This is a genomic window from Micromonospora sp. NBC_01638 (assembly GCF_045209745.1).
Taxonomy (GTDB): Bacteria; Actinomycetota; Actinomycetes; order Mycobacteriales; family Micromonosporaceae; genus Micromonospora.
Map to the genome: position 1 here is coordinate 1,021,993 of NZ_CP109273.1, position 13,268 is coordinate 1,035,260.

The 13,268-nt window shown below is 71.2% G+C and carries 18 protein-coding genes; 9 read left to right on the top strand and 9 right to left on the bottom strand.

The genetic code is table 11. From position 1 onward, the window contains the following. Positions 1-241: 241 nt before the first annotated feature. From OG811_RS04720 to OG811_RS04730, 3 genes are all read left to right on the top strand, one after another. Positions 242-1,336 (top strand): 3-deoxy-7-phosphoheptulonate synthase, encoded by a 1,095-nt coding sequence (locus tag OG811_RS04720; RefSeq protein ID WP_406072400.1) that lies wholly within the window; start codon positions 242-244, stop codon positions 1,334-1,336. A 284-nt stretch (positions 1,337-1,620) separates the two neighbouring features. Continuing rightward, positions 1,621-1,854 (top strand): hypothetical protein, encoded by a 234-nt coding sequence (locus OG811_RS04725; protein WP_406075527.1) that lies wholly within the window; start codon positions 1,621-1,623, stop codon positions 1,852-1,854. Between the two features lie 23 nt (positions 1,855-1,877). Next, positions 1,878-2,072 carry a hypothetical protein gene (locus OG811_RS04730; RefSeq protein WP_204941719.1) on the top strand — a complete coding sequence of 65 codons (195 nt, stop codon included), beginning with the start codon at positions 1,878-1,880 and terminating at the stop codon, positions 2,070-2,072. A 53-nt stretch (positions 2,073-2,125) separates the two neighbouring features. Here the strand turns inward: OG811_RS04730 and OG811_RS04735 are convergent, their stop codons facing one another. From OG811_RS04735 to OG811_RS04745, 3 genes are read right to left on the bottom strand one after another with little or no spacing between them, the layout of a single operon-like run. Then, positions 2,126-2,665 (bottom strand): DUF1360 domain-containing protein, encoded by a 540-nt coding sequence (locus OG811_RS04735; RefSeq protein WP_406072403.1) that lies wholly within the window; start codon positions 2,663-2,665, stop codon positions 2,126-2,128. A gap of 53 nt (positions 2,666-2,718) precedes the next feature. Further along, positions 2,719-3,057, bottom strand: a complete 339-nt coding sequence (locus tag OG811_RS04740) for a hypothetical protein (RefSeq protein ID WP_406072404.1) — start codon at positions 3,055-3,057, stop codon at positions 2,719-2,721. Continuing rightward, positions 3,057-3,395: a DUF6158 family protein gene (locus OG811_RS04745; RefSeq protein ID WP_406072406.1), complete on the bottom strand. Its 339-nt coding sequence runs from the start codon at positions 3,393-3,395 to the stop codon at positions 3,057-3,059. Before OG811_RS04745 ends, OG811_RS04740 begins: the two co-directional genes overlap by 1 nt. Before the next feature lie 136 nt (positions 3,396-3,531). Between OG811_RS04745 and OG811_RS04750 the strand changes: the two genes are divergently transcribed. Then, complete coding sequence (locus OG811_RS04750) at positions 3,532-3,966, top strand: hypothetical protein (RefSeq protein ID WP_406072408.1); 435 nt, start codon at positions 3,532-3,534, stop codon at positions 3,964-3,966. A 26-nt stretch (positions 3,967-3,992) separates the two neighbouring features. Beyond that, positions 3,993-4,322 carry a DUF3817 domain-containing protein gene (locus tag OG811_RS04755; protein WP_406072409.1) on the top strand — a complete coding sequence of 110 codons (330 nt, stop codon included), beginning with the start codon at positions 3,993-3,995 and terminating at the stop codon, positions 4,320-4,322. A gap of 47 nt (positions 4,323-4,369) precedes the next feature. Here OG811_RS04755 and OG811_RS04760 read toward each other — a convergent pair whose 3' ends face one another. Further along, positions 4,370-4,870 carry a DUF6232 family protein gene (locus OG811_RS04760; protein WP_406072411.1) on the bottom strand — a complete coding sequence of 167 codons (501 nt, stop codon included), beginning with the start codon at positions 4,868-4,870 and terminating at the stop codon, positions 4,370-4,372. 522 nt (positions 4,871-5,392) lie between these two features. Here OG811_RS04760 and OG811_RS04765 point away from each other — a divergent pair. Then, positions 5,393-6,370, top strand: a complete 978-nt coding sequence (locus OG811_RS04765) for an NlpC/P60 family protein (protein ID WP_406072412.1) — start codon at positions 5,393-5,395, stop codon at positions 6,368-6,370. 72 nt (positions 6,371-6,442) lie between these two features. Here OG811_RS04765 and OG811_RS04770 read toward each other — a convergent pair whose 3' ends face one another. From OG811_RS04770 to OG811_RS04785, 4 genes are all read right to left on the bottom strand, one after another. After that, positions 6,443-7,432 carry an RNA polymerase sigma factor RpoD/SigA gene (locus OG811_RS04770; RefSeq protein ID WP_406072414.1) on the bottom strand — a complete coding sequence of 330 codons (990 nt, stop codon included), beginning with the start codon at positions 7,430-7,432 and terminating at the stop codon, positions 6,443-6,445. 377 nt (positions 7,433-7,809) lie between these two features. Further along, positions 7,810-8,766, bottom strand: a complete 957-nt coding sequence (gene murQ, locus OG811_RS04775) for an N-acetylmuramic acid 6-phosphate etherase (protein ID WP_406072416.1) — start codon at positions 8,764-8,766, stop codon at positions 7,810-7,812. Beyond that, positions 8,763-9,677: a MurR/RpiR family transcriptional regulator gene (locus OG811_RS04780; protein ID WP_406072418.1), complete on the bottom strand. Its 915-nt coding sequence runs from the start codon at positions 9,675-9,677 to the stop codon at positions 8,763-8,765. The genes murQ and OG811_RS04780 overlap by 4 nt, the downstream gene beginning before the upstream one ends. Positions 9,678-9,753: 76 nt before the next feature. Beyond that, entirely contained in the window at positions 9,754-10,770 is a 1,017-nt protein-coding gene (locus tag OG811_RS04785) for an NAD-dependent epimerase/dehydratase family protein (RefSeq protein ID WP_406072420.1), read from the bottom strand. Positions 10,771-10,881: 111 nt separating this feature from the next. Between OG811_RS04785 and OG811_RS04790 the strand changes: the two genes are divergently transcribed. Then, positions 10,882-11,574: an SDR family NAD(P)-dependent oxidoreductase gene (locus tag OG811_RS04790; RefSeq protein ID WP_406072421.1), complete on the top strand. Its 693-nt coding sequence runs from the start codon at positions 10,882-10,884 to the stop codon at positions 11,572-11,574. Here OG811_RS04790 and OG811_RS04795 read toward each other — a convergent pair. Further along, positions 11,559-12,230 (bottom strand): dTMP kinase, encoded by a 672-nt coding sequence (locus OG811_RS04795; RefSeq protein ID WP_406075529.1) that lies wholly within the window; start codon positions 12,228-12,230, stop codon positions 11,559-11,561. The two genes, OG811_RS04790 and OG811_RS04795, sit on opposite strands and share 16 nt — an antisense overlap. A 181-nt stretch (positions 12,231-12,411) precedes the next feature. Between OG811_RS04795 and OG811_RS04800 the strand changes: the two genes are divergently transcribed. Next, positions 12,412-12,996 carry a nucleotidyltransferase family protein gene (locus OG811_RS04800; protein WP_406072423.1) on the top strand — a complete coding sequence of 195 codons (585 nt, stop codon included), beginning with the start codon at positions 12,412-12,414 and terminating at the stop codon, positions 12,994-12,996. Next, positions 12,993-13,268, top strand: coding sequence for a hypothetical protein (locus tag OG811_RS04805; protein ID WP_406072425.1), 276 nt, complete (start codon positions 12,993-12,995; stop codon positions 13,266-13,268). The genes OG811_RS04800 and OG811_RS04805 overlap by 4 nt, the downstream gene beginning before the upstream one ends.

Genomic DNA, 13,268 nt, shown 5'->3' on the forward strand with positions numbered 1-13,268 from the left:
ACGCGGTGTTCATCGTGCGCATTTTGGGACGATCGCAGCGCAGCCCGTCCGGTCGGGTAGGCTGGCCGCGTGACGCGTTCGTATCGATGGTTTAGGCAGCCGGCTGGCACGCCGGTGACTTCACCATGAACTGACGTCACCACGGACCGAGCCGGCTGGGCAGGAGCTGTCGTTCCTGCCCTTTTGCGTACGAGCAGCCGGCTCGTCCCGGGCACCGGCCCCGGGCACGGTCGGCGGAAGGATGCCCACCGTGACGACCCCGGAGACCGATCGGGTCAGTGATCAGCGGATCGACCGTGTCGTGCCGCTGACCACACCCGCCCTGCTGCACCACGAGCTGCCCCTGGACGCCTCGCTCGCCTCGGCCGTGTTGACCGGCCGTCGCGCGGCGGGTCGCGTGCTGGACCGCGAGGACGACCGCCTGCTGGTGGTGGTCGGCCCCTGCTCGGTGCACGATCCGGCCGCCGCGCTCGACTACGCCCAGCGCCTGCGCACGGCAGCCGACCAGCTGGCCGACGACCTGCTGATCGTCATGCGGGTCTACTTCGAGAAGCCACGCTCCACGGTTGGCTGGAAGGGCCTGATCAACGACCCGGGCCTGGACGGCAGCGGGGACGTCAACACCGGCCTGCGGCTGGCTCGGGCGCTGCTGCTCGACGTGCTGCGCCTCGGCCTGCCGGTGGGCTGCGAGTTCCTCGACCCGATCACACCGCAATACATCGCGGACACGGTGGCCTGGGGCGCCATCGGCGCCCGCACCGTGGAGAGCCAGGTGCACCGCCAGCTCGCCTCCGGCCTGTCCATGCCGATCGGCATGAAGAACCGCCCGGACGGCAGCATCGGCACCGCCGTGGACGCGATCCGCGCCGCCGGGGTGCCGCACGTCTTCCCCGGCATCGACTTCTCCGGCACCCCGGCGATCATGCACACCCGGGGGAACACGGACGGCCACCTGGTGCTGCGCGGCGGCGGCGGCCGGCCCAACTACGACGCGGAGTCGGTCGCTGGCGCGCTCGACCTGCTCCGCGCGGCCGGCTTGCCGGAGCGGCTGGTGATCGACGCCAGTCACGCCAACAGCGGCAAGGACCACCGCAACCAGCCGAAGGTCGCCGCGGACGTGGCCGCCCAGCTGGCGGCCGGCCAACGCGGCATCACCGGCGTGATGCTGGAGTCGTTCCTGCTGCCCGGCCGGCAGGAACTCGACCCCACCCGGGAGCTGGAGTACGGCCGATCGGTCACCGACGCCTGCCTCGGCTGGGACGACACGGCCGAGGTGCTCGACCACCTGGCCTCCGCCGTGCGGGCCCGCCGGGCCACCCTGCCGATGACGGTCTGACGGCCGACACCGGAGGGCGCGGAACACGGACGCCCCCGGCCCACCGGGCCGGGGGCGGCGCTGTCGGTACGCCCAGACCCAGCCCGACGCTCGACCCGGCCGGGCGAGGCGGCCAGGCGGGTATCGGTGGCACTGGCACCCTTTGCTCTGCTTCAACCCGCGCAAAAAGCACGGCCGGAACTGTCGCGTGGGTTGAAGCAGAGCAAAGGCCGCTCGCAGGGTCATCGGCCGGAAACGTGGACGGCCCCCCTGGCGTGACGTTTGACCGATTCCGGCCCGGGTAGCTGATCGGCGTGACCGACGACGCATCCGTGGCCGGCGAGCCGGACACCCGAGCCCTCGACGACCTGCTCGACGACATCTACCGGGGTCAGGAGCGGGTCACCCAGGCGGATATCTACCGCCGGGCGGTCGCCGCCGAACTCCCGCCGGACCTGCTCACTCGGATCGGCGCGCTGCCCCAGGGCGAATACGCGATGGACGAAGCCAGCGACCTGCTTGGCGGTTCGGTCGCATGAGCGACCCCAGAAGGGACATCGACATGACGCACCACGAGGACCACGACGAGAAGGTGTCAGCGCTGGGTCAACCGCCGAAGGGCAGGGACACCACGCCCGAGCCGGACTTCGCCAACGAACACGACCGCACCGCCGTGGACCGGGACATCATCACCGGGGCGGACGAGGACGAACGGGAGCCGGAGTCGCCGCACGGCTGGTCCGGCATGCAGCGCTGAGGCGTACGTGCAGCGGGGGCCGGCGTAAGCCGACCCCCGCTGCGTTCAGCCCGTCAGTCGTCGTCGTGCCCGCCCTCGGCGGCCTGCTGCGCTGAGGCGTACGCCATTTGCAGGAAGTCGGACGCGGCGACCGCCGTCAGCGCGGTGGCCACCAGCCGGGTCAGCCGGGGCGCGAGCACCAGGCCACCGGTCAACCCGGTGGCCACCCAGACCGCCAGGCAGAACGGGCAGCTCAGCAACTCGCCGATGGCGTGCCGGGTAGGGCTGCCCGTGTCACGGACCTGCTCCATCACCTCACCGCTGCCGATCGGCCGGTCGTAACGGGTGAACGGTGCCCGCAGAGGGCTGGTCACGGCGTCCTTGGACAGCAGCCGACTCAGCTTGTGCGTGGCGATGGAGAGCAGCACCACGTCAGACGGGGCGGGCCGCTCCGGCACCGGCCGACCGGTGACCTTGACCAGACCGGCGAGCGCCGCGGTCACCCCGGCGTAGGTGCCCATCGCCATCAGGTAGCCGCCGAGCGGCCGGTGTTCGTGCGGCGCGTACGCCCGTCTCAGCCGCGCCGCCTTCTGTCGCAGGCCAGTGTCGCTCACCCGATCTCCTCACATCTTGTGGTGGTGCGGAAGCGACGTCCCGCGCGGCCGGCTCAGCCAGCCTGGAGGTTGTCGGCGACCTCGCGTGCCAGGTTGGTGAGCGCCTCGTCGGCCAACTGGTCCGGGCCCGGCCCGCCCGACCCGTCGGCCAGGTCGAGCTCGATCCGGGCGCCGCCGGAATCCGCCGGCCCCACCCGGATCTCAGCGGACCAGGCATCGGCGCCGCCGGCACCCCATCGGGCCCACAACTCCTCACCGTTGATCTCCGCGGCGGGGCTACCGTCGCCGCGCAGCGGCTCCGGTAGCCAGGCCGAGGCGCGGTTAGGGTCGGTCGCCGTGTTGAAGACCACCTCGGGTGGCGCGGACATGCCGCGCACGGCATGCGCCGGCATCACGCGTCCCGCAGGCGGCTGGGGTCGACCTCCCGGCCCGGGTGACGGGCCAGGTACTCGGTCTCCAGCTCCGCCGTGCGCCGCAGGTGGTTGGCGAGGGCAGAGTCCGCCGCGTGCCGCAGAGTGTCCAGGCGGGTGCGGTGCAGGCTGTGCATCTCGCGGATGAGATCCTCGTCGGTCAACTCCGTCGGGTCGATGCCGACCAGGTCGCCGTCGAGATCCGTGGCGCCCGCCGGGTCGGCGAGGTGATCGCCGCCCCACTCGGGCACCCGCTGCTCGGGGCTCATATCCGCGCTGCCGCTGGACGCATAGCCGTCCTCACGTATCGATCCGGTCATCCCCGCCCCCCTTGATCTCTTTTGGGCTGGCGTCTAGACCAATGCCCAGGCGTGGTGACGCCAAACCATCCCCCGCCGACGCGGCAACTACGACACGGTGTCGGAGACCGGCAGCGCCCCCGGTACCCTCGAGGCCATGAGGCGGCTCTGGACCCCGGCGTGGATCGCGCGTCACGTGGCCATGGTCGTGCTGGCCGTGAGCTTCCTCGGGCTGGGCTGGTGGCAGATCAGCCGGGCCACCGCCGGCAACAGCCTGAGCTGGGGATACGCGGTCGAGTGGCCGATCTTCGCCGGCTTCGTGGTCTACGTCTGGTGGCGCGAGGTGAAGCTGGCCCGCCACAGGGCGACGGAGGCCGACACGCCGCCGGCGGACCCGGCCGATGTCCCCGCCCACGAGCCGGCGCCGGCTGTCACCATCGGGTCCCAACCGGCGGTACGCCGACCGGTGCGGGTGTCCCGGGTGCCAGCCACCGTCGACGCCGTCGAGGACACGGAACTGGCCGCCTACAACCACTACCTGTCATGGTTGAACGCCAATCCGGGCGCCCGGCCCGGTGACTACCCCGGCTGAAGCCGGGCTCGGAAGGACGGACGAAGGTGGGCGCTGCCCTTACCCGGTACCGCATGATCGCCTGGATCGTGGGCGTGGTGCTGATCCTGCTGGTCGTGATCGGCATGCCGCTGAAGTACGTGTTCGACAACCCGGTCGTGGTGGAGACGGTGGGGCCGGCGCACGGCTTCCTCTACATGATCTACCTGGTGGCCGCGTTCGACCTGAGCCGCCGAGCCGACTGGCCGCTGAAACGGATGCTGCTGGTGATGTTGGCCGGCACCGTGCCGTTCGTCTCGTTCTACGCCGAGCGCCGGGTCAGCGCCTGGGTGGCCGCGCCGCAGGAGGAACGGACCCCGGAGCCGGTCGCCCACTGAACGGCCGGTGGGCCGACGCCAGCTCGGCGCCGGCCCACCATCTCCGGTCAGCGGCTGGGCCGCCACGGGTCGGCTGAGGCGAGCGGGTCGACCCAGCCGCCGTACCGGTTGACCTCCCGGGCCCGCAGCAGCGCCCGGGTGACCTGGCCGAACTGCCGCTCGTCGTCGGCGCTGAACAGCAGCGCCTCCGCTCCCTGGTACCACCCCCACAGCTCGTACGGCGGTGGCCGCCAGCGATCGCCGACCAGGGCGAGCGCAGCCGGAATCAGGAACACCGCACCGAGGATGAGGTACGCCCCGGCGGTCAGGTGTTGCAGACCTCCGGTGAAGCCGAGCAGCAGTCCGACACCGCCGAGCATGGTGGCGGTGATGGCGACGGCCCGGACGGCGATCCGATCGTGCGGGCCCCGGGCGGTACGCAGATGGGTCAGGTCGGCGACCCAATAGCTGGTTCGGCCGACGGTGAACCGGTCGACGGTCACGATGATGCCGGGCCGCGCGTAGAGAAGGGTCGACCGGGCGCCCGGCACCGTTCGCGGCGGTCGCATTTTTGCGCCTTCACGATTCACGGTTCCTCCCGATTGGGACGGTTGGCCGAGTTGACCCGCTGGTGAGAGGCAGCAGTACCTGCCGACGGGATTCCCGGCTCCGGTCCTCATTGTGTTGGGGCACCGCCAGCCGGCCTGGACATTGGCGGGCTTTCGACAGCTCCCCCAACCGGGGACATCGCCGAGAAACAGCATCCATTTCAGATTTTATCGGTTATGGACAGCAGCAATACGGCGGCATGCGTCCGGAACGACGAAAGCTGCATATCCGTCAATCACTCACAGAAAGGACGGCGCATCCTTCCGCCGGAGGTGTCATGAGCCACGGTGACGCCACCCAACGCAGGGGCACGACCGGCCACTCTTCCAACTTTCGCCCCTGCTTCAACTGCGAGCGACATCCGTCCCGGGTTAGGTTGGGCAGGCCGGTCCGGCCCAGTGCCGTCCGCCCCGGGTGGCCCCGGCCGGTGTCGCCGAGGGCATCAGCAGCCCCGGCGGCCGTGGGAGAGGGGCCTTCCGCTCTTGTCATCCCTGAGAAACCTGCTGCGCACCATTGCGCTGGCCGGCATGTCGGCCGCGCTGATCGCCCCGACGGCGGTGGCCCGCGCCGAGCCGTCCCCCGCCGACCTGACCCGCCGGATCGAGACGTCCTCGGCCGAGTTGGAGCGGGTCGTCGAGTCGTACAACAAGTTGCGCGAGGAGATGAAGACCAACGAGGCCGCGGTGGCCCGATTATCGGCCCGCATCGGCCCACTCGAGCAGCAGGCCGAGCAGAGCCGGGCCGATGTGGCCGAGTTGGCCACCACCGCGTACAAGAGCGGCACCCTGCGCACCGCGGACGCCCTGCTGCGTCCCGGCGGCTCGGCCGTGCTGCTGGACCGGCTCGGCACACTCGACCAGTTGACCCGCCAGCGGCAGGAGCGCATCTCCGGCTTCACCGCCGACCAGCAGCGGCTGCTCGACGAGAAGTCCCGCCTGAACAGCACGCTGACCCGGCAGGCCGCACAGGCCCGTCAGCTCGCGGCGGGTAAGAAGCAGATCGAGCAGGACCTGGCCGAGCTGTACGAGCTACGCCGGCAGGCGTACGGGGCGGCCACCGAGCGACCCGAACCCAAGACCGCGGCGGCCGAGGCCAGGAACGTGCCCACGGTGGCCGGTGCTGCCGGCACCGCGGTGCGCTACGCGTTCGGTGCGCTGGGCAAGCCGTACGTCTGGGCAGCCGACGGGCCGAACGGCTACGACTGTTCCGGGCTGACCCTGGCGGCCTGGCGGGCGGCTGGGAAATCCCTGCCGCACAACGCCCGGCTCCAGTGGGGCGCGGTCGCCCACATCAGCCGGAGCGACCTGAGCCCGGGAGACCTGGTCTTCTACAGCGGGCTCGGGCACGTCGCCCTCTACGTCGGCGGCGGCCAGGTGATCGACGCGCCGAGCGCGGGACGCAACGTGCTCAAGCGGGGCATGAACATGATGCCCATCCAGGGTTACGGCCGGGTTCGCTAGCTACGACCGGCTACGGCGAACGGCCGGCGTCCCCCTATCGGACGCCGGCCGTTCACCGTAATTGATACCAGGTCAGGCTGCTTGCAGCCCCTCTGCCCGAGCCAGCTCACGCAGCCGACCGAGGGCCTGGATCTCCAGCTGCCGGATCCGCTCGCGGGACAGCGAGAACCGGGACGCGACCTCGGTGAGCGAGTGCTCCCGGCCGTCCTCCAGCCCGTAGCGGGCCCGCATGATGCCCGCGGAACGGTCGTCGAGGTGGTTGAGCAGACCCTCGATGCGCTGCCGCTCCAGGCCGCTGAGGACGATGTCCTCCGGCGACGGCGCGTCACTGTCGGCGACCAGGTCGCCGAGGTTCGTGTCGCCGTCCTCGCCCACCGGGGTGTCCAGCGAGACGGTGTCCTGCGACCAGCGGCGCAGCTCGTTCACCCGCTCGACGGTGACGCCGAGGGATGCCGCGATCTGCTCCGGCTCCGGGTCGGCGCCCAGCTCGCGGGTCAGCTGCCGGGTGACGTTGCGCATCCGGTTGACGTCCTCCACGAGGTGCACCGGCAGACGGACGGTGCGCTCCTGCTGAGCGATCGCCCGGCTGATCGCCTGGCGGATCCACCAGGTGGCGTAGGTGGAGAACTTGAAGCCACGTTCGTAGTCGAACTTCTCGACCGCCCGGACCAGGCCGGTGTTGCCCTCCTGGATCAGGTCCAGCATGGGCATGCCCGAGCGCACGTAGCGACGGGCGATCGACACGACCAGTCGGAGGTTGGCACGGATGAAGAGGTCCTTCGCACGCTCCCCCTCGACGACCAGCCACTCCACGTCGGCCCGGTCGACACCGGCGGGAACGGCGTCCGCACCGAGCAGGTGCTCGGCGTAGAGGCCAGCCTCGATTGCCCTGGAGAGATCGACCTCCATTGCGGCGTCCAGCAGTGGCGTCCGAGAGATCTCGTGCAGGTAGACGCCGACCAGGTCGCGCTCCTCGGCAACCTCGTCGGTTCGCATGCCGATGTTCTTGTCCACGTTGCCCACGGTCCCCTCGCTCGCGCCGGTTGCCCGGTTCCTTGCCATTCCCTACGTCCGTCAGCCCCTGGTAACTTCTGCTGTGCCCATCGGTGCTGACACCTACACAACAGATGAGACGTGTCGGGGATTCCATCGCGTGAGTCGAAAGTGTCACGAATGCCTGAGTAGTAGCTGAGAGCACGGTCCATATTTGCTGTCAGCACCCCGTCGGGTGGCTCGCCGCTGGGCACACCACGTACGGGTCCCAACCATGGCAACACCGCCCACCGCGGGGGCACAGCGACCCGGGTCACCACCATGCTGCGATCCTGGTCACTGCCAGATACGCACCGGTGGCCCGGTTGGTTCATCCATGGAGGTGTTATTACCCCCCGGCCAGATGAACAATCCGGAGCCCCGTTCGCTTCCCGAGGCGCGTGAGGCTAGGAGGCGAGCAGGGCGAGGGCACCCCGGACCTGATCGGCGGATCTGGCCAGCGCGGCCCGGGCGGCGTCCACCTCGGCGCCGGAGACCAGGGAAACGAGCGCGGCCTTCAGGTCACCGTCGGCCTCGGTGAGGGCCCGCTGGGAGACCTCCTCCGAGCAGCCGGTGGCCTCCATCAGAATCGAGATCATTCGTCCGCGGAGCTTCGCGTTGGTCGCCACCATATCGATCATGAGGTTCGAGTAGACCCGCCCCAGGCGCACCATGACGGCGGTCGAGAACGTGTTGAGCACCAACTTCTGCGCCGTGCCCGCCTTCATCCGGGTCGACCCGGTGACCACCTCGGGTCCGGTGTCCACCCCGATGAACACGTCGACCGACCGGGCGGCCTCCGCCTCCGGATTGGCGCAGAGCAGCACCGTCGAGGCGCCCTTGGCGCGGGCCGCGGCGAGCGCCCCGAGGACGTACGGGGTGCGTCCGCTGGCCGCCAGACCGACCACCAGGTCACCGGCGCGCACACAACTGGCCGCCTCGACCGCGCCGCTCCGATCGTCGTCCTCGGCGTCCTCCACGGCCCGCCAAATGGCTTCCGGGCCACCGGCGAGGTGGGCGCAGAACCAGTGCCGGGGCGAATTGAACGTGGGGGCGAGCTCGGCCGCGTCGAGGACACCCAGCCGGCCGGAGGTGCCGGACCCGAAGTAGTGCACCCGGTGACCGCCGCGCAGTGCCGCGACCGCCAGGTCGACGGTGGCGGCGATCTCGTCGAGCACCGCGGCGACCGCCGCCGGCACCCGCCGGTCCGCCTCGTTGATCACGGTGAGGACGTCCCGGGTCGACATCAGGTCGAGATCGACGCTGAGCGGGTTGCGCCGTTCGGTGGGGGCGCCCACCCGGACCGCCGGGCGGGCGGGCGGTGCTGGAACGTCCTTGTCCGGCTCCACCGCCCCGGGCGTCATGCCCGCCTCCGGTTGGCACCCACCCGGTGCGACTGGACCGCCTCGGCGGTCGCCTCGAGGGCCTTGCGGGCTCGGGTCCGGTTCCGGGCGGCCACCCCGACGAAGAGGCAGTCGACCACGGTGAGCTGGGCCAGCCGGCTGGCCGTCGCACCGGAGCGGTAGGTGGTCTCCCGGGCCGCCGTGGTCAGCACGAAGTCCGCCACCTCGGTGATCGGCGAGCGCGGGAAGTTGGTCAGCGCCACGGTGGCAGCGCCTCGCGTACGGGCCTGCTCCAGCACCTCGATCACGTCGGAGGTGGTGCCGGTGTGCGAGATGCCGATCGCCACGTCTCCGCGACTGAGCAGGGCGGCCGAGGTCAGCGCGGTGTGCACGTCCGGGAAGTAGAAGGCGATCCGGCCGATGCGGTGCAGCTTCTGCTGGAAGTCCGAAGCGACGAACCCACTGGCGCCGGCGCCGTAGATGTCGATCCGACCGGCGCCATTGATCGCCTCGACGACCTGCTCGCAGACGGCGGGGTCGAGCTGCTCGGCAGTCTCCTCGACCGCACGGGCGTCGTTGAACGCGATGGTGGCGATGATCTGGGCGAGGTCGGCACCGGGCGGGATGTCACCGCCGACCACCCGGGCGTCCGGCGGCTCGATCCGGCGGGCGGCCTCGGCGGCGAGCCGGATGCGCAGTTGGGGGTAGCCGTCCATGCCCACGGAACGGCAGAACCGGATGACGGTCGCTTCCGATGTCTCCGCTGCGGTGGCGAGGTCGGTGATGGTCCGCCGGGCGGCGGCGGCCGGATCGGACACGACCAGCCGGGCAACCCGCTGCTCGGCGGGCGACAGCGACGGCAGCAGCCCACTGATGTGGACGATCAGCCCACCGGGCTCCTGACTCGCAGAAATCTTCGGACTCTTCGCCACGGATGAAACTTACTTTCACCAGGCGTGAGCGTCAACTATGACGGTCCGGAGTGGGAAAAACTTCCGCCGGCCGGGATCACCGGTTGCGCACAGCCTGCCACTCCCGCAGTACCGCCGCCTCACCCGCCGGGTCGAGTCCACCCTGCCGTACGGCGGCCGGGTGTGCTGTCATCCAGGACGCGGTCGCCCGAACGGTGTCGGCCAACGGACGGACCGCCAGCCCGGCGTCCAGAGCCGGTCGGGCGTCCCGGTCCATCAGGCCGCCGGACTCCGGCAGGCGCACCCAGAGCGGCAGCGCCCGCTCCCCCGACCACTCGCGTACGTCCTGGGACAGCAGGAACTCCTGATCGACCCAGGTGAGGTCCGGCTCGGCGACGCCCAACCCGGCGGCAACCCCGGCCAGCAGGTCAGCCCGGGACATCGCCGGCCCGGTGCCGTCGTACGTGCCGCTGAGGCGGGTGCCGGCGGCGCGCACCAACCAACCCGCCAGATCGGCGACGTCCACGAACTGCACACGGTCGGTCGGCCGTCCGGGCGCGAGAACCTCGCCACCGGCCGACAGCCGCCGTACCCAGTAGGGAAAGCGGTCGCTCGGGTCCTGCGCACCGACGAGCAGCCCCGCCCGGCAGATGAACGACCGTTCCACGCCCACCCGCTCCCGCACCGCCTGCTCGATGCTCACCTTGCACTCGCCGTACCAGCGGTTGTTCGGGCCGACCGGACCATCCACGTCCGGCGGGGCCGGCGCCAGCACCGGCGCGTCCGCCGCGGTCTGACCCGGGGTGGTGTTGTCCGCGTACACCGAGATCGTCGACACGAACGACCAGTGGCCGACGTGGTCAGCCAGGGTGGCGAGCGCGTACCGGGCGTGGCTGATCTGGCGGGTCACATCGACCACGGCGTCGAAACCCTCATCGGCGAGCGGCACCAGCGCCTCGGGATCGTCTCGGTCGACCGGCACGAAGCGGGCCTTCGCCGGAGCGACGCCGGAGACTCCCCGGGCCGCGCAGGTCACGTTGTGGCCCTGCTCGATGGCAAGCTGCGCCACCGCCCGGCCGAGGAATCGGGTGCCACCGAGAATGAGGATTCGCATCCGCTGATCCTGCGCGGTCGGGGGGCGATTCGGCCAGCCACTCTGCTCTCAGCAGAGCGCCGGCAGCGGGCCACCGGGCGGTGCCCGTCGACGGGGCACTAGCGTGAGCGCATGGCGGAGCGCAGCGTGTTGGTGACCGGAGGTGCCGGCGGGCTCGGCGGGGCGGTCGTCGCCGCGTTCGTCGAGGCGGGCTGGCGGGTGGTCGTACCGGGGCGGGAAGCCCGGCCCGGCTCGGAGCCGGCGGCGGACGGGGTGGTCCGGCTGGTCGCGGACCTGAGCGACCCGGCAGGCGCCGCGCGGGCGGTCGAGGCCGCCGCCGGTGAGCCGGCGGCGCCGCTGCGGGCGGTGGTCAACCTGGTCGGCGGGTACGCAAGCGGTGGTTTGGTGCACGAGACGCCGGTCGAGGATTTCGAGCGGATGCTCACCGTCAACCTGCGACCGACCTACCTGGTCACCCAGGCCGCGCTGCCGCACCTGGTGGCGGCCGGCGGCGGCGCGGTGGTCTGCGTCTCGGCCCGCGCGGCGGTCGCCCCGTTCCCCGGCGCGGCCGGCTACGTGACGGCCAAGGCGGCGGTGCTGGCCTTCGCCAACGCGGTCGCGGTGGAGTACCGGTCGCGCAACGTGCGCTGCAACACCGTGCTGCCCAGCGTCATCGACACCCCGGCGAACCGGCTCGCCCAGCCCGACGCCGACCACTCCCGCTGGGTGGCCCCGGACGAGATCGCGCCGGTGATCCGGTTCCTCGCGTCGGCGGAGTCCGCGCCCACCAGCGGCGCCACCGTCCCGGTCTACGGGCGGGCCTGAGCCACCAACGGGCCACCGTCACCCGGCACCGGATCAGACGACGGGGGCAGCCAGGTCTCCAGGTGCGCCTGGATCTGCTCGGTCACCTCCTCGGCCGGGCGACCCGCGTCGACCAGCACGAAGCTCGGGTACTCGGGCAGGGCCCGGTAGGCGGTGTCCGCCGCGGTCAGCCAACCCATCGTCTCGTGGTCGGTGCCGCGCTCCTCGATGCGCCGGTACGCCTCCGCCGGGTCGACGGTGAGCAGGAAGGTCACCTGCGGCGTCGGGAACAGGCGGTAGCCGGCCCGGGCCAACCGTTCCCAGCGGTGCCCACCGTGCGCCCGGATGCTCGCGTACTGGCAGGCCGAGTAGCGATCCATCACGGCCGTCCGGCCGGTGAGCAGGCAACTGAGCAGGGCTACGGCGATGGCGAGCCAGCGCAGGACGGACTCCACGGCCAGCACGCCGTCGCGCCCGACGAGCCGCTGAGCGTCCGGCCGCCCGAGCCGGTGGGCGAGCCGTCCGAGCCACCGCCGCCCGCTGGCGTTGCGTCGGTATTTCGCGGGGCGGCCGGCGGCGTTCAGTGCGTCGGCCAGCCGGTGCGCCTGAGTGGTCTTGCCCGAACCGTCGATGCCGATCAGGGCAACGGTGCGCAACCGGGCCCCGCCGCGTCGCATCCCCGATGATCTGGCCACCCCCGACAGATTATCCGACCCGCGCACCGACTCCGCGAGGTTTGTGGTGTTTCGTCCCGCTTCGGACCCGACCGCGACGTGAGCAGGTGTGGCCGACCGGAATGCCGGGTACCGGAGTTCGAAATGAACCGCCGGTCCACCAACATGACGACGGGAGAACCAGATGGCTGAGCACGGGGACGAGAGTCTGGTGCACACCCTCAAGAAGGTCGCCGCCGTGCTCAAGCAGTCCGAGATCCCGTTCGCCCTGGGCGGCAGCTTCGCCGTCTACGCCCACGGCGGCCACTCCAGCGAACACGACGTCGACTTCCTGATCCGGGAGGCCGACGTGGAACGGTCGCTTGAGGCCCTGGTGGCCGCCGGGTTCGTCGCCGAGCGTCCACCGGAGGACTGGCTGGTGAAGGTCTTCGACGACGGGCGCATGGTGGATCTGATCCACCGGCCGATCGAGACGCCGGTGACCGAGGAGACGTTTACCGACACGGTCATCCGGCCGGTGGACGCGATCCAGATGCCGGTCCTGTCCGCCAGTCAGCTGATGGTGCACAAGCTGCTCAGCTTCTCCCAGCACTACTGCGACTTCGCCCGCGGCCTGCCACTGGCCCGGTCGCTGAGGGAGCAGATCGACTGGGAACGGGTACGCAAAGAGACGCAGCACTCGCCGTACGCCGAGGCGTTCCTGGTGCTGCTGGACCGGCTGGAGGTGGTGCCGGCCACCGGCACCCAGCCAGGAGAGGGGACACCGTGAGCCACCATCGCTACATCGGCGCCGGGCCACCGGACGAGTACGTCGAAGCGGAGATCCAACGGCTGCTCGCCGAGGACCCGGCCGTCGCCGAACAGGGGATCACCGTGATCCGACGGGAACGCGCCCTCGTGCTCCACGGCGAGGTGGAAAGCCCGCACCGGCGGGAGGAGATCCTGCGCCGGGTGTCCGAGCGCTTCCCGGACGTGCCGATCACCAGCGACATCGGGGTGATCCGCGCCCAGGCCCCCACGGAGATCGAGCAACTGCCCTGA